Consider the following 24,694-nt stretch of genomic DNA (forward strand, 5'->3'; position numbering starts at 1 on the left):
CAGAACGCAGGCTTGCAAACCGGACGCCCATGCAATATAATAGATACCGCTTATACAGATTTTATGATAACATTGATACGACCTTCGTGTCAATCATCGGAAAGGCAAATGCGAAGCATGTTAAAAAAAGATTTTTGGTATGATTTACCCAAAGAGCTCATTGCACAGGAGCCTGCGGACCCTCGTGATGCCGCGCGCCTCATGGTCCTGAGCCAGAAAGACGACAGCATCCAGCATCGGATCTTCCGCGACCTGCCGGAATATCTGGAGCCCGGCGACCTGCTGGTCGTAAACAATTCCAAGGTCCTGCCCGCCCGCATCGTGGGCGTCAAGCAGCCCACCGGCGCAGTCTGTGAGCTGCTGCTGCTCCGCCAGGTCAAGGGCGACCAGTGGGAATGCCTGGCCAAGCCCGGCAAGCGGATGCAGCCGGGCACAAAGGTCAGCTTCGGCGACGGCACCCTGACCGCCGTGGTGGACGAGACGCTGGAAGACGGCAACAAGTTCGTTACATTCTATTATGACACCGAGACCCTTTATGAAAAGCTGGATGAATTTGGCAAAATGCCTCTGCCGCCCTACATCACCAAGCAGCTGGATGACCAGAGCCAGTACCAGACCGTCTATGCCAAGGAGCTGGGCAGCGCCGCCGCCCCCACGGCAGGCCTCCACTTTACCCCGGAGCTGATGGACACCATCCGCGCCAAGGGGGTCGGCATCGCTGAAGTGACGCTGCATGTGGGCCTCGGCACCTTCCGCCCCGTGATGGAGGATGAGATCACCGACCACAAGATGCACAGCGAGTGGTACTCCATCAGCGAGGAGACCGCCCAGCGCATCCGGGAGACCAAGGCCGCCGGGCACCGCGTCATCGCCGTCGGCACCACCAGCTGCCGCACCCTGGAAGCTGTCGCCGCCAAGTATGGTGAGATCAAAGCCTGCAGCGGCAACACGTCCATCTTCCTGTATCCCGGTGTCCAGTTCCACTGCATCGACGGCCTCATCACCAACTTCCACCTGCCCGAAAGCACCCTCATCATGCTGGTATCGGCGCTCTACGGCTACGAAAAGACCATGGCTGCATACAAGGTTGCTGTGGAACAGAAGTACCGCTTTTTCAGCTTTGGCGATGCAATGCTGATCGTCTGATACAAAATTCGCGCTTTTTGCGATATTTGTATGTAGAGAAAAGCAATGGCTCAATGTTGATTGTGGCAAGAATCCCATCAAGAAAGATAACGATCCGTCGTTCTCTGGTACACTATTTCTGATGACGCCGCAGGTGTGCGGCACAGGATGCACGGCTGTTTTCCGTGCACAGAAAGGAAACGTTTATGCCTTCTTTGACCACGTACAAGCTCCTCAAGCAGGAGCACGACGCCCGGCGGGGCGAGTTCAAGACCGTGCACGGCACCGTGCAGACCCCGGCGTTCCAGAACGTCGCAACGGCAGGTGCCATCAAAGGCGGCCTGTCGGCACAGGACCTGAAGGATATCGGTGCGCAGGTCATGCTCTGCAACACCTACCACCTTCATCTGCGCCCCGGCGACAAGCTGGTGGCCGACATGGGCGGCCTGCACAAGTTCACCCGCTGGAACGGCCCCATCCTGACCGACAGCGGCGGATTTCAGGTGTTCAGCCTGTCCAAGCTGCGCAAGATCACCGAAGAGGGCGTGACCTTTGCGTCCCATCTGGACGGACACCGGATCTTCATGGGCCCGGAAGAGAGTATGCAGATCCAGGCGAACCTGGGCTCGACCATCGCCATGGCCTTTGATGAGTGTGTGGAGAACCCCGCGCAGCACGATTATTCCAAGGCAAGCTGCGACCGCACCGTCCGCTGGCTGGCCCGCTGCAAAACGGAGATGGCCCGCCTGAAGCACGAGGGCAGAGCCGTCAACCCGGACCAGCTTCTGTTTGGCATCAACCAGGGCTGCACCTTTGCCGACCTGCGGGTCGAGCACATGAAGCAGATCGCCGAGATGGACCTCGATGGCTATGCCATCGGCGGCCTGGCAGTGGGCGAGCCTACCGATGTGATGTATGAGATGATCAGCCAGGTGGAGCCTCACATGCCCAAGGATAAGATCCGCTACCTGATGGGCGTCGGCACACCCGGCAACATCATCGAAGCCGTTTCCCGCGGCGTGGACCTGTTCGACTGCGTCATGCCCAGCCGCAACGCCCGCCACGGCCACCTGAACACCTGGGGCGGCATCATCAACATCAAGAATGCCAAGTACGAGCGCGATGAGCGCCCCATCGACCCCACCTGCGGTTGCCCGGCCTGCCGGAACTACTCCCGCGCCTATATCCGCCATCTGTTTAAGGCGGAAGAGCTGCTGGGGATGCGGCTGGCCGTCATGCACAACCTGTGGTTCTACAACCATCTGATGGAGCGCATCCGCGACGAGCTGGACGCAGGCACCTTCACCGCCTTCCATGACCGCTATGTGAAGCTCCTGGATACAAGAATCTGAGTTTTTCGCACTTTGGCCTTGCAACCGCCCGAAGAAGGGTTTATAATAAGATTATCTGAATTTTGAGAGGAGATTTTGCCCATGCAATTTCTGACGACTACGACCGAAAGCTACATCAGCCTGTTCTTCACCCTGGCTCTGATGCTGGTTCTGCTCTATTTCATGATCTATCGTCCCCAGAAGAAGCAGGAGAAGAAGGACGCTGCCATGCGTGCTGCTCTGGAGATCGGCGATCAGGTCACTACCATCGGCGGTGTGATCGGTCGTGTGGTTGCCATCAAGGACGACACCTTCGTTCTGGAGACCGGCGCTGACCGCGTGAAGATCCGCTTCACCAAGAATGCCATCAGCTCTGTTGAGAAGCTGAACATGGACAACGCTCCCGCTAAAAAGTAATTTCAAGACCCGGTACTTTTTCACGCGCCTTCCTGCATACAGTAGTGCAGGGAGGCGCGTTTTTATGTCTGAACAAAAGAAGATCTCCGTAGGGGCGGCGCTGCTGGCGTTCGGCATCGGCGGCGCGTTTGCCGGTGCCTGCATGGCAGGGCTGGCGTATCTTATGGTCCGGCATGGGCTTTCGCAGGCTGCGGCCTGGCCGATGGCAAGCGCTGCAGTCTGCGCAGGCAGCCTGCTCAGCGGGTGGCTGGCTGCATTTTTTCAGCGCAGCCGCGGGCTGGTCTGTGGAGCCATCCAGGGGGCAATGTTCGTACTGCTCCTGACCGGGTTTGGTCTCTATGCCGGGTTTGCACCCGCAGAAATGCAGCTTGTGCGGTTTGCTCTGGTGTTTTTATTTGGCTGTCTGGGCGGCATCTTCGGGATGCTGCGCACCGAACGGCGGCATCACTGAAACGATTCGAGAGCGCAAAACAGGAGGAGTCCAAAGATGTGGGTCTATCAGAAGCCGGAATCGTCCGAACCCTTGGAACCGCTGTCTGCACCGTCTGTGCCGGACAGCGCACTGCTCAAAACCAACGTTACACTTCCAGAACCAAATGAGCCGCTCCCGGCGGATGCACCATCACAAGCGATCCCGGCCGTTCCGGAGCCGATGGAAACGCCCCGGAAACGCTCTCTGCGGGCCGATCACAGCTGCATCCTGCTGGCGGGTGCGTATTTGTTCGGGACCTTTCTTGCGGGTGTTCTATCTGCTCTGTGTAGCGCCGGCGAGCTGGAAATGCTCGACTATTATCTCAGCTGCTGGCGGACTTCCTTTGCAGCGGAAACGGCGGCTCAGGCAATGGGCCTTTTTCGGACAGAACTTCTGACCGCTTCCGGGGCGCTGACCGTTTTGCTTCTGCTGGGTCTGTCCGCAATTGGTTCTCTGCCCATTTTCTGTTTCCTGATCCTCTATGGGGCCGGGGCAGGGATGCTGTCCTTTCAGCTGTTGACCAACCTGAACTGGAAGGCACTGTTGGTCTATTCCGCCGCATCCGGGCTTCCGACCGCGCTTGCCGCCGGCTGTCTGTGTCTGTTCGGCGCGCTGGCGCTGCAGGTCAGTGGAAAGATCCAGCGCTGCTCCTTCGGAACGTCGCTTTACTCCGCCGGAGCCTGGAGCCTGGTCGGCCAGTTCGTCCGCACATTGTTTCTCCTGCTTCCCATCTGCGGTGCCGCAACGGGGATGCTGTATCTGTGCGGGCAGATGAAGGGATTTTAAGAAGTTCGCGCAAAAAACAAATTCCTATCTTGACACTCACCGGCTTTTATGATAGAATACATCACGTTGCAGAACATTGGTCTGCTACTGTGGCTCAGCCGGTAGAGCAGCTCACTCGTAATGAGCAGGTCGTCCGTTCGAATCGGATCAGTAGCTCCAAAAGTCCTACGAATTATCGCTAGATTTCGCGGAATTCGTAGGACTTTTTCTTGTTTATAAAGTACTGCCCCAAATTTTTTGTAACACTTTTTGCAACATGGTCTTGTCGGCAACATTTTCTAATGGTCTGCATCAAGTTTTTGCCCGATAGATTCCTTCACTAAAATTTTGTGCAATTTTCACAGTTTTCTTCTTGCACTTTTGGTGGTACAATAAATATGGAATTCTATTGAGATTTCGGGAGGGGCCGTATGGCTGAAAAGAGCATCGAACTGGATAGTGTGGAGATCGCGGCGGCGGTTTTTGGAAACTGTGACCGCAACATCCGCCTGTTGGAGAAAGAGTTTTCCGTCACGGCTGTCTGCCGCGGCACAATGCTTCGCCTGTCGGGTGAAAGCGCCAATGTTGCCGCTGCGGCACGTGCCATTGAGGGGATGCTCCTTCTGATCGAGAATCATACCCCGCTGGAAGAGCAGACCGTGCGTTATTGCTTGAGCCTTGCACATGACGGCGAGGAAAAGCGCGTCAAAGAGCTGACGGAGGATTTCGTGACCGTCACCGTAAAGGGGCGGCCGATCCGCCCCAAAACGCTGGGGCAGAAGGAATACCTCAACGCCATCCGTAAGAATGCAGTGACCTTTGGCGTCGGCCCGGCGGGTACGGGTAAAACATATCTGGCCGTTGCAATGGCCGTCAAAGCCTTTAAGGCAAAAGACGTCTCGCGCATCGTCCTGACCCGCCCGGCGGTGGAAGCAGGGGAGAAGCTTGGTTTTCTGCCCGGCGACCTGCAGCAGAAGGTAGACCCTTATCTGCGCCCGCTCTACGACGGTCTGTTCGATATGCTGGGGGCCGAAACGTATGAGCGTCTGGTGGAGAAGCAGATCATCGAGGTCGCGCCGCTCGCATACATGCGCGGACGCACTCTGGACGACTCGTTCATCATTCTGGACGAAGCGCAGAATACCACCCCCGAACAGATGAAGATGTTTCTGACCCGTATGGGTGTAGGTTCCAAAGTGGTCGTGACTGGCGATGTGACACAGATCGACCTGCCCGACCGTACCCGCAGCGGTCTTGTGGACGCGCTGCAGATCCTGAAAAGTGTGGACGGCATCGCACAATGCTACTTTACCGAAAAGGATGTTGTGCGTCATCGTCTGGTCCAGGAGATCATCAAAGCATACGAAGCCGCCGCGCACCCCGCCAAGCGCTGAAAGCCATAACGCTTTCAAAAAGGCAGCATAAAAAGAAAGGAGCGGACTGTTATGTCCAATAAAGTTTTGATCACCAATTCCCAGAAGGCTGTGAAGGTCCCGTCGGGCCTCCGCATCCTGATCCGCCGTGCCTGCAACGCCGTGCTGGAATATGAACATTTCGATGACCCTGCTGAGATCAGCGTGACCTTCGTTGACAATGCCTCCATTGCGGAGCTGAACAACCAGTATCGCAACAAACCCATGCCCACGGACGTTCTGAGCTTTCCTCTGGGCGAAAACGGCGTGTACGATGTCGATGAGAACAACGGCTGCAAGATGCTGGGCGATATCGTCATCAGCATGGAGCGCGCACAGGAACAGGCCACGCTCTACGGTCATCCGCTGCAGCGCGAAGTCGCCTTCCTGACGGTGCACTCGATGCTGCATCTGCTGGGCTATGACCACGAGAACGGCGGTCTGGAAGCCATGCGGATGCGCGAGAAGGAAGAGGCCGTGCTGACCCAGCTCGGTCTGCCCCGCACGGTCAGCTACACGGAATAACACAGAAGCCTTGGAAGGGATAGGAGTTCTATTTTGAAAAACGCAGCCCCAATGCAGCAGCATTATGAGACCTCTTCGGTCTTTGTGGCCGTCATCGGCCGGCCGAACGTCGGCAAATCCAGCCTGACAAATCGTCTGGTCGGTGAGAAGGTAGCCATCGTCACCTCCAAGCCCCAGACGACCCGTACCCGCATCACCGGTGTGGTGACGCGCGGGCCGTTGCAGTATGTCCTGCTCGATACGCCGGGCGTACACAAGGCACACAACAAACTGGGCAAACGGATGGACAAGACGGCCAGTGATTCCATCGCGGACGTCGATGTCTCCATGATGCTGTTTGAGCCGTACGGTGCACTCAATGAGCCGGAAATGGTCCTGGTGGACGCTCTGCGCAGCAGCGGCGGCCCGGCCATTGCCGTCATCAACAAGACCGACCTCGTCAAAGACCCGGCGGACCTCGAAGCCCGCAAGGCAGAGCTGAAGGCGCTCGGTGTCTTTGATGCCATCTATACCGTCAGCGTCCGCGCCGACGACCGCTGCGAGGAGCTGTTCGACGCGCTGAGCCAGTATGCGGTAGAGGGCCCTCACTATTTTGACGATGACGCCTACACGGACATGCCCGAAAAAGAGCTGGTGGCTGAGGTCATCCGCGAAAAGGCGCTGCTGTTCATGCGGGACGAGATCCCGCACGGCATCGCTGTCGTGGTGGAGCGCTTCAAAGAGCGGCCCGGCACTGACCTTGTGGACATCGACGTCAACATTTACTGCGAACGTGAAAGCCACAAGGGCATGGTCATCGGCAAGGGCGGCGCGATGCTGAAGAAGATCGCCAGTGCGGCCCGTGCAGACTGCGAGGAGTTCCTCGGCTGCCGTGTTAACCTGCAGTGCTGGGTCAAAGTCAAAGCCGACTGGCGTGACAATGAGTTTTTGCTGAACAACTTTGGCTTCAAGCAGAACCCGAACAATCGCTGAGCCTGCGCCGCGATTCGGACAGATTTTCCACGGGTGGTGCGCTAGGATAAAGGCAATACTATCATGGGCGGCATCTGCCGCGCAGAAAGGGGAGGCCTATGGACGCTGACGCACACTGGCAGGCATTTGCCTGCACCGGAAACATCCTCCGCTACCTGGATTACAGGCAGCAGAACGCGGAACAGCCTGCTGTTCCGGCAGGAGAAGATACTGATGGATACGATCGTAACGATGGGGCTCGTCCTGCGGGAGACCCGGTACAAAGAGGCTGACCGGATCCTGACCATCCTGACACCGGAGCTTGGTGTGATCTCGGCTTCGGCGCCGAACAGCCTGCGGCTGAAGAGCAAATTATTCAGCGCCTGCGGGCTTTTTTGTTACTCGGAATTTGTCCTTGTTCCGGGGCGGAATATGTACACGGTCCGGGAGGCTTCGGTCAACACCATTTTCCACGGAGTTTCTTCCTCCATCGAGGGGATGGGGCTTGCCATGTATCTGGATGAGATGGCGGTCTCGCTCTCGCCGACCGGCACCGAAGCGGGCAAGGAGCTTCGGCTTCTGCTCAACTGCCTGTACATGATCAGCCGCCAGAAAGCGGATCTGCGCGTCATCAAGGCGGTGTTCGAGCTGCGCACCATGAGTGAGTGCGGCTTTTTGCCGCAGCTTGCCTGCTGCAATGTGTGCGGAAAGTATGACGATGCGTCGTTTTATCTCGACCCGCAGGAGGGCTATCTGCTCTGCCCGGATTGTGCGCAGAAGGCAGGGAAGCCGTGCAACCTGGACGCCGGTGCGCTGTATGCGTTGCGGCACATCTGCCTCGTAGAGGACAAAAAAATATTTGCATTCAAGATCTCGGTCGGCAGTCTGGCCAAGCTATCGGCGGTGGCAGAGCAATACGCGCTGACCCACCTCGACAAGCCGCTGAAGAGCTATTCATTTCTGAAATCCGTTCTGCCCTGACCGAACAAATTCTAAAGGGATCATTACTATGGAAACTGCTCGGAGTTGATGTGAGTCAAAAACATTTTAACTACGTTTTATTTTTCGAAAAAAGGTTCAATAAAAGGCCATGAAAATGAAGTAATTCGTACAGTAATTCTATTTCTGGAGTCGTGTCGCTAGAATAAACCCAATATGGATTTTTAATTGATTTTTTCGATTTCGTCGCGCATCCAATCAAGGTCACGTTTTGTATATGTCTTTTCGGTGATATCCTGAATATGGTGCCCAACGAGGATCTTGATTGCGTATTCATCTACTTTAGCTTTCTTGGCAGCGGTGACAAATCTTACACGTGCATCGTGAGGACGATGTTCCGGATTCAAGCCAAGTTCTTTCACAATCGCTTGCAGCCCGGTCAGGTAGGTATCGTAGTTCATCTGGATTACCCTTGTTGTGCTGCGAAAGTGCTGCGTGATGAGATATTCACTGTTGTCGTTTACCGATTCAAGATAGTGTTTTTCAACAAGCGGATAAATCCGAGAGTGAATCGGAACAATGCGGTTTTTGCCATCCTTTGTTTTCATCCCACCTTGAAAACTCTTCTTTTCGAGATCAACATTACATGTTTTCAGATTCAGAAGTTCTTGTGGCCGCCATCCCGAATAGCATTGAATCAACACAATGTCGACAAATGGAAGATCAATATTTTTCCACAGAAGGTCTATTTCTTCATCTGTATAGGTAAGGTGTTCTTTGTGGACGACTGGTGCCTCGATATTGAGCGAAAACGTCCGCGCACAGTTTTTATCTACCAGCTCGTTTGCCATTGCATAATCAAACAGCTGGTCGAATGTTGATTTCATTTTGCTTCGCGTATTGTTAGATGCTGCACGTTCTTTTCCATGAATTGTTCGATGGGCTGTCATGATGACCTTCTTGAGATCGCAGGCACGGACACTTCGAATTGGCATGGCGTGAAGTTCTTCGGCGTATGCCCAAACGGAATTATATTGCCGGAGGGCCTGTGGAGAAGCGTTTCTTGTTCGTTCCTCATACCAATGCGCGTATAGTTCATCCATCGTGACAAGATTGGAAAGATCGAACGGATTTCTGTGATATTCGACAAGTGCTTGATACGCTTCATTATAAGTCGCAAAATAGGCTACTGGCTGAAGTGGCTTGACAATTGGACGGCCTTCTGGCGATTTTCCGACGGTGACCATTACACGAAATGGACGCCTAAGACGCGCATTTTGAATCTCTGTGATCTGGCCAAATCCATTTGGAAGCCGCATATGCTTTTGCGATGTTTTTGCATACACCGGTTTTTGTCGTGCTTTTAGCGGGTATCCACAGTGAGGGCATGCAACGGCCTGGTCGCTCACCTTCTTGTGGCATTCGGGGCATGGTTTTAACATAGGTACCTCCTTACAATTTTATAGAATACCGCAAATCAAAATGGAAAGCTCGAAAAAATCGGGCTTTTTATTTTTGAAAAGCTATTCTAGGTTAAACGATGAATATTTCATTGTCAATCCTTTGAGGGCAAAAAGAAAAAAATACATCACGCAGACGACCGCTTTGTCAGGTAATATCCTTTTGAACCTAAGATGCAGAAAAATGCTCTTAGAATAAGTAAAAAGGAGTAATGTAAAATGGACAAAGCGAAATTAAAATTGGGGTCTGTGCCGGTGCGTGTGGCTGCGAGGGTCTATGGACGAGACCCTGCATGGGTGCGAGCTGGAATCATTGCAGGCTGGCTGCCAATCGGCCAGGCAACACGGAACGGGCACACTGTGACAGACGTCCGGCAGATGGACTCGAAGTATGGTCGGATCAGCTATTATATTTCGCCGAAGCTCCTCTACGAACAGACTGGCTACGAATGGAGGGGCGAGAAATGAAAGGAGAACGGGCCAAACTTTCGAAGAAAAACCCCTATTATATTCCGGCAGAACGGTACTACGAGCTCAAGCACTTCTGTCGCCAGTACGATGACTGGAAAAAAGCACTCAACTACATCGACGGATGGCAACTTTCACCCAGCGATATTTCGGGAATCCTCAAAGGTGACCCTCCGGAAAGCCAGACGGAGCGCCAGGCGCTTGCACGCGTCTATTACTCCAGCCATATTGATATTCTGGAAGGGTGCATGCGGCAATTTGATTCAGCGGTCGGGCCGTACTTATTAAGAGGTGTTACAGAAGGTCTCGGCTATGATGCACTGCGGGCAAACGGGTGCCCCTGCTGTAGGGAACTGTACTACGAATATTACCGTTATTTTTTCTGGCTTCTCAGCAAAGAACGCGGATGACGCGAAAAATACAGGCTCCTTTATGGACGAAAGTTCACGAAAATTGATTATGTAAAGGAGATTTTATTATGTTTGAGGCAAAAAAGACCGTTATGTACATTGACGTGAAGGGTGTTGACGATATGACTGATCGTCGCGATCTTATGAAAGAGATCATCCGCAGGAACTGCGTGATTGACTATCGAATCGCTGATTCGCTGGTGAACAAGCTGGGAAGCTGTGGTGATAAGGATCATAAGAAATGCGAGTATCAGCTCAGGCTCGAAAACTATGACCTGCGCGGCATTGCACGGGACTTTGAGCTGCTGAAGAAAGCAGGAATCATCGAGTATGTAACCAAACCGACGAACTACATCGTTTGCTAAAGGCGAGAGCTGTGGAGAAATCTGCGGCTCTTTCTTTTTATCTGGACGCGAAAAATACAGCCGCCTTTATGAGAAAGGTGGTATGAAAAATGTTTAACTTGATTATCTGGATTTTGATCGTTGTGATTCTGGTCAGACTGGCAAAGCTGATCGGAGCAAAGACAAACGAGGTGAAAAGCAGAACAAAGAAGAAACACTGATCAAAATGGAGCTTGTGAAAACACAGGCTCTTATTTTTTTATGCAGACGCGAAAAATGCAACCTCTATTATGGAAGAAAACAACATTTCAAAATGGAGGATTTATTATGTTTGAAATTATGATGAATTGCATCGAAATGGCAAAGGAAGAAGTTGTATGGATTCTGGTACTTATGCAGACCGGAATGGGTCACAACTATGTTTTCGAGAATACAAGCGAAATGGCTGCGTTTGGCAGAGCATGGCTTGATACTCAGAGCATGGTGGACACATTCTGCAATGCTGCACCGGCATTCATCGGCTGCATGATCCTGATTGCTATGACTGCAATGGCAACAATCAAGCTGACCAGGAAATACGTTTTCAAGGAGGATTGAGCGCAAGCTCTTTCCTTTTTCTTTTTATTACGCGCAGACGCGAAAAATTCAGCTCCTATTATGGAAGAAATAAACCAATTATAGGAGGAAACTACTATGCTGAAGAATATTGTGAATGGTTTTGAGGAAATGATGAATTCGATCCTGAAGGCATTTAACGAGTCGATGAGCGACCCGTATGCTGGCTGGAACGAAGGAGAAGAACTCCTCATGCTGAATGATGTTCGGTGTGGTATCCGCTGATGGATTCTACTGGAAAACGGGCGTATGGAAACATACGCTCTTTTCTTTTTACATATAATTTTTCTAACCTAGCATAGAATGTTACGAAATAACGCGAAAAAATCGGCTTCTTTTATGGAAGAGATGTCTTCCGGAATTTGAAAGGAGATTGATATTATGAACAAGATGAATAAGAGAAAGTACGACAGAGGATACGTTGACGCGACGGACAAACTGCGCGTGTTTATAGAAAGCCGGAGCAAAGTGATGTTTGTGGAACATGACTACGCTACGAGTGAGACAGCACGAGCAGCTTACAACGTTGCAATCGACCGTATCCGCTGCCGTGGAATGGTTCGAGTAATTGTATCGAATGGCGAACTCTTTATGATTCGCAAAGACATCTAAGGCGTGAGAGCTTACGAGAAATCGTAGGCTCTTTTATTTTTTTCATCACGCAGACGACCGTAAACACAGGTATAGTAGTACAAAGGAGATTTCAAAATGAACGCTGAACTTGGTATGATCTTTGCTGTTCTGATCTTTGGGATGGGGCTTCTGATCGGCGTGGCCATCGGTTTCCAGCTAAGCGAGAGCCAGAACGATGTCGGAGACCTTGTAATCGCGCCGGGAGACGAGGACGCACCGAATTACATGTTCCTGGACCTGGACACGACGCCGGATGACATCCGGGGACGGGACCATGTGCTGTTGAACGTCCGGAGCATCTCGGCGCGAGAAAAACATTCTGCTTAATGGAGGAAACTCTAATTTACTTTGTAAAGGAGAAAATCAAAATGGAATCTTACGAAAACAAAGAATTGCTGATGGAAGCGGCGAAGCAATCGCTGGCGAAACTCAAAGACCTGGAACCGGGTACGGACGAGTACAATTCGGCGGCAAACACGGCACTGAAGCTGTACGACATGCAGCTCAAGGGCGAGGCGCAGGAGAGCGACCAAAACCTGAAAACGGATGACGAGAGGCGAAAAGAGCAGGAAGTCATCAATGATCAGGAGAAGGCTGCGAAGGCGCGTCACCTTGAGATCGCAAAGTTGGGGATGCAGGCATTGACGTTTGTCGGCACGATTGGGATGACCGTATACTGGTCGATCTGCGAGGCTGGGGGTGTGACGCAGCTTTCCGGAGCAATGCGTGAAGGTTTACATGAGATCAAGAGAGGCTTTACAGACAGAAGGTAAAGGAGGAACCGAGGAGGGTCTGTGACGAAAGTCGCAGGCTCTCTTTATTTTTTATGCGATATCATGAAGTGCCGCCCAATGAATGGACGAGTTATTACGGAAGCGTCTACCGCTGCAATCATCCGGTGTATCGTGTGTGTACCCTTTACAAGGAAGGTGTGAGGGGGCTATGTGTGATCCAGCAGCGATTCAACGAGAAGACAAAATCGACCTACTGGAGTGCCATCGACCCATGGCTGACCGACAAGATCTATCTGCGGCGGGGATTCAGGGAATATTTCGACAGCCATGCCGGGCGCAGAAATCAAAATGGAGAATATCCGACCGTGACCGTACGCCAGATCATGTGGGCATTGCGAATGAAGCCCATCAAGCGAGAACGGTGGGAGACTGTATTTGACAGGAGTATCATATGACAGAGAAAAACAACCACGAAGTGCGAGCCTCTTACCCCAGACGCTACCGGGCACAGTTCGGCGAGAACCTGAAGAAGAAACTGAAGGAGCGACGGATCAGCCAGGCAATCCTTGCAAAGGAGATGGGCGTATCCCGGACGTGTGTGGGATTCTGGTGCAACGGATACACGATCCCCTGCAATGAACGGCTGGAACAGCTGGCATGTTTTCTGGAAACGAGTCCGAGGCGCCTGCTGGGATGTGCACTGGACAGCAGGGAACTGGATGATGTTTGGGTAAATCTGATCACCGGAGTGTAACGCGAAAAATTCTCCGTGCTTTATGGGACAAAGGCCCAAGAAAAGGAGAAGTAATATGAACGAATCTATTTTTAAGAAAATTTGGAATTATTCGATTACGGTTGGGCAGATGATCATGACAGCAATTGCAATGGCAATTGTAACGCTTATTGTATGGCTGTTGTGTCGGGCATTCCGGCCGTCGAAAGACTGATATTTGACGATAGACCGGTTAAACACAACTTGAGTTGGGCCGTCCCGGAGAAGAGCTGATGTGAAAGCATGGGCTCTTTCTTTTTTTTTAGACGCGAAAATTTCAGCTTCTATTATGGAGGTAAGAGGGCTTACATTGAAAGGAGAAAAACTATGATGAAAGCTATTAAGAACTTTATGAACAAACCTTGGACTTGGGGTACTTATTTTAAGTGCTGCGGAGTTGGCATGGGATTGTCGTTGGCAATCCTGGGCACATTTGCAGCATGGGCAAAGTGGAACGAGAAGAAGGCATTGAAAGAGATGCAAGAGAGCAATCAGGAAGAGGACAATATCTGAAAAATCACGCCCTCTTATCTTTTTCAGACGCGAAAATTTCAGATGCCTTTATGGAGGAGATAGCTCAATTGGTAGAGCGCCACTTTCGGGTGGAGGTTATGGGTTCGAGGCCCATTCTCTTTTTCATTTTTATATTTTTTTTTGGAGGTACTACATCATGGAGGACATTATGCACATCCAGTCTGCATTTCTGCGTGGGCTTATTTCGGACGCGGTTCGGAATGCGATCCGTAAGCAGGGATATGATGGCGTGAACGTCGATCTCAATGATATTTCTGCCGGATACAGCGAGAACGAGAAAAAAGTTCACGTGCATCTGGATATCGACGCCGAGATGAGCAAGAAGGATCTGGTGGATATTCTGAGGAGTATCGACATACTGTGACGCGAAAATTTCTCGATGCTTTATGAGATGATTAGTCTCAGAATTATATTTTTGGAGGTTGAACTTATGAAAAAAGCAATGAAACTTATATGCGCAATTGGTGGAGCTGCTGTGATTTGGAACATTATGGAATTAGCATGGCTGGGAGGCATTGGATTTGCACATGGCATGGCAATTGGCAATCCTATCACTCATGATGATATTCAAAAGAGTTTTCAGAATGATGGTTTTAGCTTTAAGAAAACGGCGTACTTTGCTGGAGTGCTTACGGGGCAAGATCACAAGGATATTTGAGAAATAGTCAAACTTGAGCTTACGAGAAATCGTAGGCTCTTTATTTTTTCAAAATGGAGGTTGAACATCATGAAACTGACGAAAACATGCGCGAGATTCTTGCGCAAGCATGGCGGGACTATTCTGGCAGTGGCGGCGTCCGTGGGCGTCGTGGCGACGGCCATCGAAACCGGGCGGGCAACCACGAAGGCAAAGCATCTGCTCGAAGTGGATGAAGCGCTGCGAACATACAACGAAGATGAGCAGGGCATTGTGGAGGAACCACCGACAAAGAAACAAATCGCTCTGATATGCTGGAAAGCCTACGTACCGGCAGTGATTCTGGGCGGTGGCACCATTGCGTGCATTCTGGGTTCCAACGCGCTGAACAAAAAGCAGATCGCAAGCCTGACTGCGGCCTATATGGCGCTGGGAAGGACGTATCAGACCTACCGGCAGAAGGTGATTGAGAACATCGGGCTGGAAAAAGAAGCAGAAATTCAGGAGCAGATCAGCGAAGAAAAGCTGCCTGAAGTTCGTGACAAGATGGCAGAGGAAAAACTGCTCTGCTACGAGCCTATCTCAAAAAGATATTTCCATGCCACAGAGGTGGAATTGACAGATGCGTTCTACCATATGAACCGCGACTTTGCATTGGATGGCGAGGCATCCATGAACAGCCTTTATAATTACCTCGGACTGGATTATCTGCCGGAAGGGGACACAACTGGTTGGTCGGTGGATTATCTGGCAAATGAATGGGAATATTACTGGATCGACTTCCGGTATTACAAGCAGACAACAGACGACGGCCTTGAAGTCTACTACGTGGATGCATTCCAGCCGCCCATCGAGAATTATATCAACTATGATCCCTATGCGAATTACTGCGAGAAAAAAGGAGAATGAATATGAATAAGATCAACTGGTGGAAGGTGGCATCCATTGCCATGATGGCCGCAAGTGCTATTCTGAGCTTCGGGCATGACTTGATCGAGGACCAGCGCAGCGAAGAGGAACTGCAAGACATGGTGCAGGAAGAAGTGCGCCGTCAGCTTGCAGAAAAGAACTTGTAAACGCGAAAAATTCGGGCTCCTTTATGGAAGAAAATCCAAACTGACAAATAAAGGAGATTGATATTTATGTACAACCATGATTATTATGCAACTCTGGATCAGGCAATGGTGAAGCTGCTGAAGCACACTGCACTGAACGGACTGCGGACGCTGAACGCGATCGCAATGTACCTGTTCATGCAGCCGATTCGGCTGTGCGAATACATTGAAGACTGCATCCGGATGGAGCGTGACAGTCAGAAGGAAACAGAGATCCGCTTCGAGAATTTGAAGCAGCACGGACATATCTGAAAGGCGAGAGCTTACGAGAAATCGTAGGCTCTTTCTTTTTATATTTTTACGGAGGTACGAACATGAACCTGAAAACATTTGCAAGGGCAGCGCGGAGAAGCGTGAGTCGGAACGCTTCCAAGATTCTGGGCGGTCTGGCCATTACCGGCGGCATCACGGCCGTTTATTTTGCAGTGACGGCCACCCCGAAGGCCATGATCCTGCTGGATGAGAAAAAGAAGGAACTGGGTGTCGAAAAGCTCGATGCAAAGACCATCATCAAGACAGCAGGCCCGGTTTATATTCCGACGGCGGTGAGCATGGGCCTGAGCGCTGTATGCACCATTGGGGCCATCCATGTGGATGAACGCCGGAATGCAGCACTGGCAGCGGCTTGCACACTGTCGGAATCTGCGCTGAAGACCTACCAGGACAAGGTCGTGGAGACCATTGGCAAGGAAAAAGAGCAGGAGATCCGCGAGGCAGTTACCCTGGACAAGATGGCAAAATGCCCGGAACCGAAGAACATCCCGGTGGCAAAGGGCGTCAAATCGGATGATATTTCCTATGACCAGCGCGTGAAATGCTGGGAAAGTCTGTCCGGGAATTATATCTGGACGAGCAAGAACGCACTGGAACGCGCCCTGAACGGTGCAAACAAGCAGCTGCTCAGTGATTTCCGGGTGACCGAAAACGACCTGTTCGACTATCTGGGCATGGAGCACAACCGGAACGGAGATCTGCTCGGCTGGGATACCGAAACGACGCTGGAGATCGAGACGTTCTATGCTTCGAAGCTGGATGAGGACGGGATGCCCTGTCTGGTGCTCGATTATGCGACGCCGCCGAAGTGGCTGGGGTATTGATATTTTCGACATCCCGCGGCCAGACGCGAAAAATTCATCTTCCTTTATGGAGGTAATACTCCGACATTATGAACTTTAATAAAAGAGAGGTAACAAAAATGGACGAAATGAAGAACATGAACGAGACTACTATGGAGAACGAGACTTCTGTTGAGGTCGTTCCGGAGGAGAGCGTTGAGATGATCAACACGGAGCAGTCTTCGAATTCTGGTTCGAACTTTGGACTCATTGTTGGCGCTGTGGGCGTTGGCGCAGCCGTATTGTACGGTCTGCACAAGAAGCACAAGGCCAAGAAGGAGGCAAAGGATGAGCAGAAGCCGAAGAAGGCAAAGAAGAAGATCCATCTGCGCAATCCGCTGGTGATCACGGAAGAAGTTCCTGAAGAGGAAACCGTTGATGAGGACATCGAGGAAACTTCTGAGGAAAAGTAATGTTTGATGAAGCGAGAGCTTACGAGAAATCGTAGGCTCTTACTTTTTTGTTTTTTGAAAGGATGACAGTATGGCACAAGTAGAAATGCCGAAGTCCAGCATTGGCCAGAAGCCAGCAGAACCGAAGAAAAAGTTCCAGAAGGTTGTCAAGGGTAAGGTGACCGTCAAGGAACAGAACGACATTCAGAAGATCGCAAATGATTTTCTGGCGGAAGACCTCAAAACGGTGAAAGACCGCATCGTGATGGAGTATCTGGTCCCAATGGTCAAAAACGGCCTGTGGAGCATCTTCAACTCGGCAATCAGCATTGCACTCTGGGGCGAAGACCGCTCCCGCGGGAGTTCGGGTGGATATTCCGGCTCTGCATCCCAGCGGAACAGTTATGACCGCTATTATTCGGGCAGTCAGAACGGACGGCCGGGGAATCCGAACCCGCCGATGCGCCGGAGTTTGCAGAACATCGACTTCGAATGCCGTGGCGATGCGGATGATATTTTGAACCAGATGTACAACGCCCTCCGCGACTACAAGCAGGTGACCGTGGGCGACCTGTGGGACCTGATGGGCGTTTCCAATGAGGCGACGGACTATAACTATGGCTGGTATATGCTGGATCAGGCATATATCAAGGGGATTCCGGGTGGCTACCGTCTGGTTCTGCCGAAGCCCGTACCGCTGCACTGATAGAAAGGATTGATATTTATGAAGTTCCTGAAAAGCATCAAAAAAGACGAGATCATGGCCACTGTGACCCGCACGGCATCCAAGTACGGCTATAAGCTGAAGAAGGCAAGCCCGACCATCATGATTGCGGGCGCTGCCATCGGCGGCGTAACTGCGACGGTTCTGGCCTGCAAGGCGACCATCAAGGCGCAGGATATTCTCGCTGAACACAATGCAGCGGTAGAGAGCATTCACGCTGCGAAAGACCAGATCAAAAACGGTGAGCTCCAGCTGGACGAAGGCGAGAGCTACACCGAGAAGGAGTTCAAGAAGGACATCACCACGGCATACATCCAGACCGGCCTGAAGTTGGCCAAGGTCTACGCGCCTGCGGTCGGCCTTGGTGCAGCTTCGCTGGGCTGCATGTTCGGCTCGCACCACATTATGAGCAAGCGAAATGCAAGCCTGACGGCGGCTTATATCGCGCTGGATCAGGCATTCAGCGAATACAAGACCCGCGTGGGAGACCGCTTTGGCAGCCGTGTGCAGGAGGAACTGGAGCACAACATCAAAGCCGTGGAGATCGAGAGCAAGAACACCAACGAGCAGGGCGTTGAGGAGGCCATCAAGGAGTACAAGGACGTCGCCATGGCACACACCAGCCCCTACACCTGCATCTTTGACGAGACGGTGGACACCTGGCAGCCGGACAACATGCTGAACCGGAATTATCTGTTCCTGATGGAGCAGGCTGCGAACAAGCGTCTGCGCACGCAGGGGCATCTGTTCTTGAACGACGTTCTGAGCAGCATCGGCACCCACGGCGGTGTGACCATGAAGACGCCCGAAGGCCAGATCGTGGGCTGGATCTATGACCCGAACGATCCGACCCGGCAGAACCATGTGGATTTTGGCGTCACCAGCTACGTGGAGGGCAACGACGCTCTGAACAGCTTCATCAGCGGCGGTGAGCGCTCGGTGATGCTGCGGTTCAACTGCGACGGCCCGATCATCGACAAGATCTGAGACTGATATTTTGGAGGAATACGCTATGACCAGATTCGTGAAAAGACTTTCTTACGTTTTTGCTGCCATGGCCGGAGTCTGTTTCGTATCCGGTCTGGCGGTTCTTTCGGAGTGAGGGTGTTATGGACAGTTTGGAAAATATGTTTCTGTTTCTGGACTATCTGACCGATACCAAACGCAAGCGCCATGTCGTGGGAGGCATTCTGATGAGTGTCTCCCTTTTCTTTGGCGGTTTGGCTTTTACCATGATGAGCATCAAAGGAGAAGACGATGAACAAGACCATTCGTGACGTGTTGATATTTGCAGCGGGCTTTGTGGGCGGCGCCTACTTTATGCACAGGATGCTCCTGAAAAAGTATCAGGAGTACGCTGACCATCAGATCGAGGATGTCCGCGAGCACTACCAGCAGAAAGAGGCTGAGATGGACCAGACGATCGAAGAAAAGGCGACGCAGAAGAGCTTTGAGCAGCTGGCCGGGAAGTACCGCACCGAGTCGGACCCGGAAGCCATTGCCACCTGTGAGCCAATCGAGATCATCGAGCCGGACCACTTTGGCGAAAACGATGATTACGAGACGAGTTTCCTGACCTATTACGCGGACGGCGCACTGGTTTTCGATGGCGGATCGAAACCGGTGGACGAGGATGATATTCCGACGCTCATCGGTACGGAGGCGCTGAAGCACATTGGTGAGTTTGCGCCGAGCATGATCCATGTGCGGAACAACAACTATCACAAGGACTATGAGATCCTTCAGGCTCAGCAGTGCTGGGCAAACGTCTTATCGGAGGAAGATGAATGACTTTTTCGAAGCTGACAGAGCAGTATTATGACTGGCTCTATAAGATTGTCTGCGGGGAATGGGAACCGCGAAACCTGTCGTTTCACCGGCTGCTGATGTTCCTCTACAACCGCAGATTCATCCCGGCATGCGAGATGGACGTCTGCCGGGCAACGGATGGGAGCAACCTGCGTTACCGATTTGCAACGGAGAATGATATTCCGTATGCGAAGATCGATGCGGCATTCGGCGGTGAGCCATGCAGTATGTTGGAAATGATGGTGGGCCTCGCACTCCGTGTGGAGGAACACATCATGGAAGATGTGACGGCTGGCAACCGCGTGGGCCAGTGGTTCTGGAACATGGTGGTCAGCCTGGGCCTCGCTGCGATGGACGACAGCCGCTTCAGCGAGGATCGGGCTGAATTTATTCTGGACCGATTCGACAGTAGAGACTACCAGCCGAACGGTGCGGGCGGCCTCTTTACACTTTCCCATCCGACCGAAGACATGCGCCAGATTGATATTTGGTATCAGCTGATGGCGTATCTGAATGAGAACGAGTTTTGATGACATATGAATCAAAAATCTGCATCCCTATGGAAGGATTCGTTGAGAAAATACTCGACGATTCCCATGTGATGCTGCGAATCACGGCGTGTCGAAACGAGAATAACATTGGTCGGCTGATTCTGGCTGACCCGAATTACTGGAGGAAAATTGACAATGGAACTGACTGATATTTTGATCGACCTGAGCAACAGCAAGGCTGCGCTGGAGGTGGCCAACCACACCATCCGCCGCCTGAACGGCAAGTGCATGCGCAAGAATCTGGTCATCATCGGGCTGGCATGGCTCAGCATGAAGGCCTGCACGATGCTGGGGGAGAGCGAAAAGAAGCGAAAAGAAGCAGAGGAGCGCGCACGGAACGCTGAGGCGCGTCTCTTTGAAGAGCAGCGGCCGCAGGACGTGTGCTGCGACGGTAAGGCCCGCGTCGACAAAAAAGAAGTCTGACACAGACCTCGTAGAAAGGAGGAAGTCAGTTGCCAATGATTGATTTCCTGATGATCGCAACGCGGATGGGAAAACGCAATACGATCGAAATTTACCCGAAATTCATCATCAAGAAATCCAAAGATCTGATGATCCGGGGTTCTGATTTCTATGCGATCTGGTTGGAAGAGCGCGGTTTATGGAGCACGGAGGAGCAGGATGCGTTGCAGCTGATCGACCGGGAGCTTGATATTTATGTGCAGGAACACAAGCAGCTGCTCAACGACAGCTATCGGGTGCTCCATATGTGGGATGCGGAGTCCGGCATGATCGACAACTGGCACCGATACTGCCAGCGGCAGATGCGGGACAACTATCATACCCTCGACGACACATTGATATTTGCAAACACCCCGGTCAAGAAGGACAGCTATGCGTCCAAGCGTCTGCCGTATCCGTTGGAAAAGGGGAGCATCAGCGCCTACGACGAGCTCGTGGGCACGTTATATTCTCCGGAAGAGCGCAAAAAAATCGAATGGGCCATTGGTGCCATCGTCAATGGCGACTCGAAAAAGATCCAGAAGTTCCTTGTGCTGTACGGTCCGCCCGGAAGCGGCAAATCTACGGTGTTGAACATCGTAGAGAAGCTGTTCGAGGGGTACTGCGGCACCTTCGACTCGAAGGCGCTGGGATCATCTTCAAATGCGTTTGCACTGGAAGCGTTCAAATCGAACCCGCTGATCGCGATCCAGCACGACGGTGACCTGTCACATATCGAGGACAATACCCGGCTGAACTCGCTCGTTTCCCACGAGACGATGATGGTGAATGAGAAATTCCGGAGCGCTTATGCAAACCAGTTTAAGTGCTTCCTGTTTCTCGGCACCAACAAGCCGGTCAAAATCACCGATGCGAAATCGGGCCTGATCCGACGGCTCATTGACGTGAATCCGAGCGGGGAAAAGATACCAGCAAAGAAATACCTCGACCTGGTGGGCAAGGTGGACTTTGAACTTGGCGGGATCGCCTGCCACTGCAAGGAAGTGTACGAGAAGAACAAACGTTTGTACGACGATTATATTCCGACTCGTATGATGGGTGCTTCCAATGATTTCTACAACTTCATGCTGGACTCCTATTATATTTTCAAGAAGGAAAACGGTGTCTCCCTGAAACGGGCATGGGCAATGTACAACGAATACAATACGGCTGCAAACGTGCCATATCCGTATTCGCGCCGTGCCTTCCGGGAAGAACTGATGAACTACTTCGAGGATTACAAGGAGCGGGAAACCGATGTAAACGGTGAGCGGGTGCGCAGCTATTACAGCGGTTTCAAGGCAGACAAGTTCAAGGAATTTGCGGATACCCCCCAGGGGGAGTCTGCGAAAAATGACCCCCCGCCTTCGTCCTGGATTGACTTCAAAGAGCAGCATTCTCTCTTCAATGATATTTGCAAGGATTGTCTGGCACAGTATGCGAACGAAAATGGCACGCCCCTGCAAAAGTGGGAGAATGTCAGGACCAGACTGGGCGTACTGGACACATCGAGACTGCACTATGTGAAAGTCCCGGAGAACCACATTGTGATCGACTTTGATATTCCGGGGCCAGACGGGAAAAAGAGCTTTGAGCGAAACCTCGAAGCTGCATCCAAATGGCCCAGAACCTACGCAGAGCTGAGCAAATCGGGTGCGGGAATCCACCTACATTATATTTACACAGGCGATGCGGCCAAACTGAGCCGGATCTATGACGAGAATATCGAGGTGAAGGTGTTCACGGGAAAGGCCTCGCTCCGGAGAAAACTGTCGAAATGCAATGATATTTCCATCGCAAACATCAGCAGCGGCTTACCATTGAAGGGAGAAAAAATGGTTGACACAAAGCAGATTCAGGATGAGCGGCATCTGCGTGTTCTCATCAAGAAAGCACTCGCCAAGGAAATCAGCCCCTACACCAAGCCCAGCGTGGACTTTATTGCGCACATCGTGGAGGAAGCGTATGAAGGAAACGTGCCGTATGACATCGATGATATGCGGAATGTGATCCTTGCCTTCGCGGCCAACAGCACCAACCAGGCAGACGCATGCCTCAAGATCGTATCGAAAATGCACTTCAAGTCAAAAGATGACATCGAGCGCAACGCTCCGACCGGGGAAGAAAAGCCCATGATATTTTTCGACTGCGAGGTGTTTCCGAACCTACTGCTTGTAAACTGGAAGTTTGCCAAGCAGGATAAAGTCTACCGGATGATCAACCCTAGCCCGGCGGAGATCGAAGGGCTGACAAAGTATCGGCTGGTCGGTTTCAACAACCGCAAGTACGACAACCATATTCTCTGGGCACGAATGCTGGGAATGTCCAATGAGCAGATCTACGCCCTGTCGAACCAGATCATCAACCAGCATACGGGCTTCTTTGGTGAGGCCTATAACTTATCCTATACGGATATTTATGACTTCTCATCGAAGAAACAGAGCCTGAAGAAGTTCGAGATCGAGCTGGGCATCCACCATCAGGAGCTTGGCTTGCCCTGGGACCAGCCGGTGCCGAAGAGCCTTTGGGACAAAGTTGCGGAGTATTGCGACAACGACGTTCTGGCAACGGAAGCGCTGTTCTATTCGAAAGACCGGCAGGCGGACTTCATTGCGCGTGAGATTCTGGCAGACCTTGCCGGAATGACAGTCAACGACACGACCAACAGCCTAACCGCCCGAATTATATTTGGGCGGGAGAAGCATCCGAAGCTGGTCTACACCGACCTGGCAACAGGTAAATCGGATTCGGTGGTGGAAGTTGAGCCTGATATTTTGACGGATCAGAACATCATCAATGCGTTTCCCGGTTACGAATGGGTACGCGGTGATGACGGAAAGATGCACAACATGTTCCGCGGCACCGACCTCGGCATGGGCGGCTATGTGTATGCCGAGCCGGGGATGTACCACAACATCGCTCTGCTGGACGTAGCATCCATGCATCCGCATTCGGCAGTGGCCATGAATTACTTTGGCGAGTACACCAAGCAGTTCAGCGACTTGATGGACGTGCGTATTCATGTAAAGCATGGTGAGTACGACAAGGCCAAGAAGCTGTTCGGAGGAAAACTTGCGAAGTATCTGGATGACCCTGGCCAGGCAAAAGCCTTGACACAGGCGCTGAAGATCGCCATCAACATGGTGTACGGGATGACCAGCGCGACCTTTGACAACCCGTTCCGCAACCCCAAGAACGTCAACAACATTGTGGCGCTTCGAGGGGCTTTATTCATGCGCACGTTGCAGGACGAGGTGCAGCAGCGTGGTTTCACCGTGGCACACATCAAGACGGATTCCATCAAAATCCCGGATGCCACGCCTGAAATCATCGACTTCTGCATGAACTTTGCGAAAAAGTACGGGTACACGTTTGAACACGAGGCTACCTATGAAAAGATGTGCCTGGTGAACAACGCCGTTTATATTGCAAAGTATCTCGATGCGGATACGGCAAAAGCGCAGTACGGTTATATTCCCGAAAAGAACGAGAAGAAAGGCGGAAAATGGACTGCCACCGGTACACAGTTCCAGGTGCCGTATGTCTTCAAGACGCTCTTCTCGAAGGAACCCATCGAGTTTCCTGACCTCTGCGAGACCAAAACTGTGTCGAAGGGTGCCATCTATCTGGATAAAAATGAGGACCTGCCCGAAGGCGAACACAATTATATTTTTGTGGGACGTGTCGGTCAGTTCTGCCCCATTATTCCGGGAAAGGGTGGTGCTCTGCTGCTGCGGGAAGCGGGCCTGAGTGATACCGGTGAACGGAAATATGCTTCTGTGACCGGAGCAAAGGATTACCGTTGGCTGGAAAGCGAGGCGGTCTATTCACTCCACATGGAGGACGATATCGACAAGGCATACTTCGACAAGGAAGTCAATGAAGCTGTCGATGAGATCTCCAAATACGGCGACTTCGAATGGTTCGCCGCCGATGATTCTGGGACTCCTCCCTGGAATGATATTCAGGATGAAGCTGCAAGAAATTTTGAAGTGAGGTGATA

35 protein-coding genes and 2 tRNA genes are annotated in these 24,694 nt (G+C 51.9%); 36 read left to right on the forward strand and 1 reads right to left on the reverse strand.

All coding sequences use genetic code 11. The annotated features are described in order from the left end of the window. Positions 1-117: 117 nt before the first annotated feature. From queA to recO, 10 genes are all read left to right on the forward strand, one after another. A complete protein-coding gene (queA, locus tag I5P96_RS07420; protein WP_223381357.1) occupies positions 118-1,146 on the forward strand; it encodes a tRNA preQ1(34) S-adenosylmethionine ribosyltransferase-isomerase QueA in 1,029 nt (342 codons plus the stop codon). A 185-nt stretch (positions 1,147-1,331) separates the two neighbouring features. Then, positions 1,332-2,477, forward strand: coding sequence for a tRNA guanosine(34) transglycosylase Tgt (gene tgt, locus I5P96_RS07425; RefSeq protein ID WP_223381358.1), 1,146 nt, complete (start codon positions 1,332-1,334; stop codon positions 2,475-2,477). Positions 2,478-2,558: 81 nt separating this feature from the next. Continuing rightward, on the forward strand, positions 2,559-2,873 hold the full coding sequence (gene yajC, locus I5P96_RS07430; RefSeq protein ID WP_097792249.1) for a preprotein translocase subunit YajC: 315 nt from the start codon (positions 2,559-2,561) through the stop codon (positions 2,871-2,873). 64 nt (positions 2,874-2,937) lie between these two features. After that, positions 2,938-3,324, forward strand: a complete 387-nt coding sequence (locus I5P96_RS07435) for a TIGR04086 family membrane protein (protein ID WP_097792248.1) — start codon at positions 2,938-2,940, stop codon at positions 3,322-3,324. 36 nt (positions 3,325-3,360) lie between these two features. Further along, a complete protein-coding gene (locus I5P96_RS07440; protein ID WP_223381359.1) occupies positions 3,361-4,131 on the forward strand; it encodes a hypothetical protein in 771 nt (256 codons plus the stop codon). Positions 4,132-4,214: 83 nt separating this feature from the next. Continuing rightward, positions 4,215-4,290, forward strand: a tRNA-Thr gene (locus tag I5P96_RS07445). A 251-nt stretch (positions 4,291-4,541) separates the two neighbouring features. Then, positions 4,542-5,504 (forward strand): PhoH family protein, encoded by a 963-nt coding sequence (locus I5P96_RS07450; protein ID WP_223381360.1) that lies wholly within the window; start codon positions 4,542-4,544, stop codon positions 5,502-5,504. A 51-nt stretch (positions 5,505-5,555) separates the two neighbouring features. Next, entirely contained in the window at positions 5,556-6,047 is a 492-nt protein-coding gene (gene ybeY / locus I5P96_RS07455) for an rRNA maturation RNase YbeY (RefSeq protein ID WP_097792245.1), read from the forward strand. Between the two features lie 51 nt (positions 6,048-6,098). Next, complete coding sequence (era, locus tag I5P96_RS07460; protein ID WP_097792244.1) at positions 6,099-7,019, forward strand: GTPase Era; 921 nt, start codon at positions 6,099-6,101, stop codon at positions 7,017-7,019. Positions 7,020-7,232: 213 nt separating this feature from the next. After that, on the forward strand, positions 7,233-7,979 hold the full coding sequence (gene recO / locus I5P96_RS07465; RefSeq protein ID WP_097792243.1) for a DNA repair protein RecO: 747 nt from the start codon (positions 7,233-7,235) through the stop codon (positions 7,977-7,979). A gap of 182 nt (positions 7,980-8,161) precedes the next feature. Here the strand turns inward: recO and I5P96_RS07470 are convergent, their stop codons facing one another. Next, on the reverse strand, positions 8,162-9,379 hold the full coding sequence (locus I5P96_RS07470) for a tyrosine-type recombinase/integrase (protein ID WP_118552928.1): 1,218 nt from the start codon (positions 9,377-9,379) through the stop codon (positions 8,162-8,164). Positions 9,380-9,861: 482 nt separating this feature from the next. Here I5P96_RS07470 and I5P96_RS07480 point away from each other — a divergent pair, with 482 nt between their 5' ends. The 26 genes from I5P96_RS07480 (at position 9,862) to I5P96_RS07605 (ending at position 24,692) form a co-directional block, all read left to right on the forward strand. Beyond that, on the forward strand, positions 9,862-10,275 hold the full coding sequence (locus I5P96_RS07480) for a hypothetical protein (protein ID WP_118552930.1): 414 nt from the start codon (positions 9,862-9,864) through the stop codon (positions 10,273-10,275). A gap of 68 nt (positions 10,276-10,343) precedes the next feature. Next, a complete protein-coding gene (locus tag I5P96_RS07485) occupies positions 10,344-10,640 on the forward strand; it encodes a hypothetical protein (RefSeq protein ID WP_223381361.1) in 297 nt (98 codons plus the stop codon). A 306-nt stretch (positions 10,641-10,946) separates the two neighbouring features. Beyond that, entirely contained in the window at positions 10,947-11,216 is a 270-nt protein-coding gene (locus tag I5P96_RS07490; protein WP_223381362.1) for a hypothetical protein, read from the forward strand. A gap of 96 nt (positions 11,217-11,312) precedes the next feature. After that, the gene (locus I5P96_RS07495; RefSeq protein WP_158577531.1) at positions 11,313-11,459 is read left to right on the forward strand and encodes a hypothetical protein; all 147 of its coding nucleotides are present in this window, start codon (positions 11,313-11,315) and stop codon (positions 11,457-11,459) included. A gap of 156 nt (positions 11,460-11,615) precedes the next feature. After that, positions 11,616-11,846, forward strand: a complete 231-nt coding sequence (locus tag I5P96_RS07500) for a hypothetical protein (protein WP_223381364.1) — start codon at positions 11,616-11,618, stop codon at positions 11,844-11,846. 96 nt (positions 11,847-11,942) lie between these two features. Next, positions 11,943-12,194 (forward strand): hypothetical protein, encoded by a 252-nt coding sequence (locus I5P96_RS07505; RefSeq protein ID WP_223381366.1) that lies wholly within the window; start codon positions 11,943-11,945, stop codon positions 12,192-12,194. Positions 12,195-12,235: 41 nt separating this feature from the next. Further along, positions 12,236-12,640, forward strand: coding sequence for a hypothetical protein (locus tag I5P96_RS07510; RefSeq protein ID WP_118552934.1), 405 nt, complete (start codon positions 12,236-12,238; stop codon positions 12,638-12,640). A 173-nt stretch (positions 12,641-12,813) separates the two neighbouring features. Continuing rightward, the gene (locus I5P96_RS07515) at positions 12,814-13,056 is read left to right on the forward strand and encodes a hypothetical protein (RefSeq protein ID WP_317850500.1); all 243 of its coding nucleotides are present in this window, start codon (positions 12,814-12,816) and stop codon (positions 13,054-13,056) included. Next, positions 13,053-13,355, forward strand: a complete 303-nt coding sequence (locus I5P96_RS07520) for a helix-turn-helix domain-containing protein (RefSeq protein WP_223381370.1) — start codon at positions 13,053-13,055, stop codon at positions 13,353-13,355. Before I5P96_RS07515 ends, I5P96_RS07520 begins: the two co-directional genes overlap by 4 nt. Before the next feature lie 55 nt (positions 13,356-13,410). Then, entirely contained in the window at positions 13,411-13,548 is a 138-nt protein-coding gene (locus I5P96_RS07525; protein ID WP_223381372.1) for a hypothetical protein, read from the forward strand. A gap of 152 nt (positions 13,549-13,700) precedes the next feature. Beyond that, complete coding sequence (locus tag I5P96_RS07530; RefSeq protein WP_223381374.1) at positions 13,701-13,886, forward strand: hypothetical protein; 186 nt, start codon at positions 13,701-13,703, stop codon at positions 13,884-13,886. Between the two features lie 53 nt (positions 13,887-13,939). Then, positions 13,940-14,009, forward strand: a tRNA-OTHER gene (locus I5P96_RS07535). Between the two features lie 34 nt (positions 14,010-14,043). Then, positions 14,044-14,271: a CTP synthase gene (locus I5P96_RS07540; RefSeq protein ID WP_223381376.1), complete on the forward strand. Its 228-nt coding sequence runs from the start codon at positions 14,044-14,046 to the stop codon at positions 14,269-14,271. Positions 14,272-14,337: 66 nt separating this feature from the next. Further along, complete coding sequence (locus tag I5P96_RS07545) at positions 14,338-14,565, forward strand: hypothetical protein (RefSeq protein WP_223381377.1); 228 nt, start codon at positions 14,338-14,340, stop codon at positions 14,563-14,565. A gap of 69 nt (positions 14,566-14,634) precedes the next feature. Next, a complete protein-coding gene (locus tag I5P96_RS07550; RefSeq protein WP_223381379.1) occupies positions 14,635-15,453 on the forward strand; it encodes a DUF6353 family protein in 819 nt (272 codons plus the stop codon). Positions 15,454-15,455: 2 nt separating this feature from the next. Next, a complete protein-coding gene (locus I5P96_RS07555; RefSeq protein WP_223381381.1) occupies positions 15,456-15,620 on the forward strand; it encodes a hypothetical protein in 165 nt (54 codons plus the stop codon). A 66-nt stretch (positions 15,621-15,686) separates the two neighbouring features. Beyond that, on the forward strand, positions 15,687-15,911 hold the full coding sequence (locus I5P96_RS07560; protein ID WP_223381383.1) for a hypothetical protein: 225 nt from the start codon (positions 15,687-15,689) through the stop codon (positions 15,909-15,911). Positions 15,912-15,973: 62 nt separating this feature from the next. Further along, positions 15,974-16,756 (forward strand): DUF6353 family protein, encoded by a 783-nt coding sequence (locus I5P96_RS07565; RefSeq protein WP_223381385.1) that lies wholly within the window; start codon positions 15,974-15,976, stop codon positions 16,754-16,756. 98 nt (positions 16,757-16,854) lie between these two features. After that, on the forward strand, positions 16,855-17,187 hold the full coding sequence (locus I5P96_RS07570) for a hypothetical protein (RefSeq protein WP_223381387.1): 333 nt from the start codon (positions 16,855-16,857) through the stop codon (positions 17,185-17,187). Positions 17,188-17,257: 70 nt separating this feature from the next. After that, positions 17,258-17,872, forward strand: coding sequence for a hypothetical protein (locus I5P96_RS07575; RefSeq protein WP_223381389.1), 615 nt, complete (start codon positions 17,258-17,260; stop codon positions 17,870-17,872). An 18-nt stretch (positions 17,873-17,890) separates the two neighbouring features. Continuing rightward, positions 17,891-18,877, forward strand: a complete 987-nt coding sequence (locus I5P96_RS07580) for a DUF6353 family protein (RefSeq protein WP_223381391.1) — start codon at positions 17,891-17,893, stop codon at positions 18,875-18,877. 122 nt (positions 18,878-18,999) lie between these two features. Then, positions 19,000-19,167 carry a histidine kinase gene (locus I5P96_RS07585; RefSeq protein WP_118552946.1) on the forward strand — a complete coding sequence of 56 codons (168 nt, stop codon included), beginning with the start codon at positions 19,000-19,002 and terminating at the stop codon, positions 19,165-19,167. Then, positions 19,148-19,681: a hypothetical protein gene (locus I5P96_RS07590; RefSeq protein ID WP_223381393.1), complete on the forward strand. Its 534-nt coding sequence runs from the start codon at positions 19,148-19,150 to the stop codon at positions 19,679-19,681. Before I5P96_RS07585 ends, I5P96_RS07590 begins: the two co-directional genes overlap by 20 nt. After that, complete coding sequence (locus I5P96_RS07595) at positions 19,678-20,229, forward strand: hypothetical protein (protein WP_118552948.1); 552 nt, start codon at positions 19,678-19,680, stop codon at positions 20,227-20,229. Before I5P96_RS07590 ends, I5P96_RS07595 begins: the two co-directional genes overlap by 4 nt. A gap of 156 nt (positions 20,230-20,385) precedes the next feature. Beyond that, positions 20,386-20,673 carry a hypothetical protein gene (locus tag I5P96_RS07600; protein WP_223381395.1) on the forward strand — a complete coding sequence of 96 codons (288 nt, stop codon included), beginning with the start codon at positions 20,386-20,388 and terminating at the stop codon, positions 20,671-20,673. 35 nt (positions 20,674-20,708) lie between these two features. Further along, entirely contained in the window at positions 20,709-24,692 is a 3,984-nt protein-coding gene (locus I5P96_RS07605) for a DUF5906 domain-containing protein (RefSeq protein ID WP_223383741.1), read from the forward strand. Positions 24,693-24,694 lie beyond the last annotated feature (2 nt).

Source organism: Faecalibacterium prausnitzii (genome assembly GCF_019967995.1).
GTDB lineage: Bacteria > Bacillota > Clostridia > Oscillospirales > Ruminococcaceae > Faecalibacterium > Faecalibacterium prausnitzii_E.

Coding starts and splice junctions, on each gene's coding strand:
- queA (WP_223381357.1), top strand. CDS start 118: ATGTTAAAAAAAGATTTTTGGTATGATTTACCCAAAGAGCTCATTGCA.
- tgt (WP_223381358.1), top strand. CDS start 1,332: ATGCCTTCTTTGACCACGTACAAGCTCCTCAAGCAGGAGCACGACGCC.
- yajC (WP_097792249.1), top strand. CDS start 2,559: ATGCAATTTCTGACGACTACGACCGAAAGCTACATCAGCCTGTTCTTC.
- I5P96_RS07435 (WP_097792248.1), top strand. CDS start 2,938: ATGTCTGAACAAAAGAAGATCTCCGTAGGGGCGGCGCTGCTGGCGTTC.
- I5P96_RS07440 (WP_223381359.1), top strand. CDS start 3,361: ATGTGGGTCTATCAGAAGCCGGAATCGTCCGAACCCTTGGAACCGCTG.
- I5P96_RS07450 (WP_223381360.1), top strand. CDS start 4,542: ATGGCTGAAAAGAGCATCGAACTGGATAGTGTGGAGATCGCGGCGGCG.
- ybeY (WP_097792245.1), top strand. CDS start 5,556: ATGTCCAATAAAGTTTTGATCACCAATTCCCAGAAGGCTGTGAAGGTC.
- era (WP_097792244.1), top strand. CDS start 6,099: ATGCAGCAGCATTATGAGACCTCTTCGGTCTTTGTGGCCGTCATCGGC.
- recO (WP_097792243.1), top strand. CDS start 7,233: ATGGATACGATCGTAACGATGGGGCTCGTCCTGCGGGAGACCCGGTAC.
- I5P96_RS07470 (WP_118552928.1), bottom strand. CDS start 9,379: ATGTTAAAACCATGCCCCGAATGCCACAAGAAGGTGAGCGACCAGGCC.
- I5P96_RS07480 (WP_118552930.1), top strand. CDS start 9,862: ATGAAAGGAGAACGGGCCAAACTTTCGAAGAAAAACCCCTATTATATT.
- I5P96_RS07485 (WP_223381361.1), top strand. CDS start 10,344: ATGTTTGAGGCAAAAAAGACCGTTATGTACATTGACGTGAAGGGTGTT.
- I5P96_RS07490 (WP_223381362.1), top strand. CDS start 10,947: ATGTTTGAAATTATGATGAATTGCATCGAAATGGCAAAGGAAGAAGTT.
- I5P96_RS07495 (WP_158577531.1), top strand. CDS start 11,313: ATGCTGAAGAATATTGTGAATGGTTTTGAGGAAATGATGAATTCGATC.
- I5P96_RS07500 (WP_223381364.1), top strand. CDS start 11,616: ATGAACAAGATGAATAAGAGAAAGTACGACAGAGGATACGTTGACGCG.
- I5P96_RS07505 (WP_223381366.1), top strand. CDS start 11,943: ATGAACGCTGAACTTGGTATGATCTTTGCTGTTCTGATCTTTGGGATG.
- I5P96_RS07510 (WP_118552934.1), top strand. CDS start 12,236: ATGGAATCTTACGAAAACAAAGAATTGCTGATGGAAGCGGCGAAGCAA.
- I5P96_RS07520 (WP_223381370.1), top strand. CDS start 13,053: ATGACAGAGAAAAACAACCACGAAGTGCGAGCCTCTTACCCCAGACGC.
- I5P96_RS07525 (WP_223381372.1), top strand. CDS start 13,411: ATGAACGAATCTATTTTTAAGAAAATTTGGAATTATTCGATTACGGTT.
- I5P96_RS07530 (WP_223381374.1), top strand. CDS start 13,701: ATGATGAAAGCTATTAAGAACTTTATGAACAAACCTTGGACTTGGGGT.
- I5P96_RS07540 (WP_223381376.1), top strand. CDS start 14,044: ATGGAGGACATTATGCACATCCAGTCTGCATTTCTGCGTGGGCTTATT.
- I5P96_RS07545 (WP_223381377.1), top strand. CDS start 14,338: ATGAAAAAAGCAATGAAACTTATATGCGCAATTGGTGGAGCTGCTGTG.
- I5P96_RS07550 (WP_223381379.1), top strand. CDS start 14,635: ATGAAACTGACGAAAACATGCGCGAGATTCTTGCGCAAGCATGGCGGG.
- I5P96_RS07555 (WP_223381381.1), top strand. CDS start 15,456: ATGAATAAGATCAACTGGTGGAAGGTGGCATCCATTGCCATGATGGCC.
- I5P96_RS07560 (WP_223381383.1), top strand. CDS start 15,687: ATGTACAACCATGATTATTATGCAACTCTGGATCAGGCAATGGTGAAG.
- I5P96_RS07565 (WP_223381385.1), top strand. CDS start 15,974: ATGAACCTGAAAACATTTGCAAGGGCAGCGCGGAGAAGCGTGAGTCGG.
- I5P96_RS07570 (WP_223381387.1), top strand. CDS start 16,855: ATGGACGAAATGAAGAACATGAACGAGACTACTATGGAGAACGAGACT.
- I5P96_RS07575 (WP_223381389.1), top strand. CDS start 17,258: ATGGCACAAGTAGAAATGCCGAAGTCCAGCATTGGCCAGAAGCCAGCA.
- I5P96_RS07580 (WP_223381391.1), top strand. CDS start 17,891: ATGAAGTTCCTGAAAAGCATCAAAAAAGACGAGATCATGGCCACTGTG.
- I5P96_RS07585 (WP_118552946.1), top strand. CDS start 19,000: ATGGACAGTTTGGAAAATATGTTTCTGTTTCTGGACTATCTGACCGAT.
- I5P96_RS07590 (WP_223381393.1), top strand. CDS start 19,148: ATGAACAAGACCATTCGTGACGTGTTGATATTTGCAGCGGGCTTTGTG.
- I5P96_RS07595 (WP_118552948.1), top strand. CDS start 19,678: ATGACTTTTTCGAAGCTGACAGAGCAGTATTATGACTGGCTCTATAAG.
- I5P96_RS07600 (WP_223381395.1), top strand. CDS start 20,386: ATGGAACTGACTGATATTTTGATCGACCTGAGCAACAGCAAGGCTGCG.
- I5P96_RS07605 (WP_223383741.1), top strand. CDS start 20,709: ATGATTGATTTCCTGATGATCGCAACGCGGATGGGAAAACGCAATACG.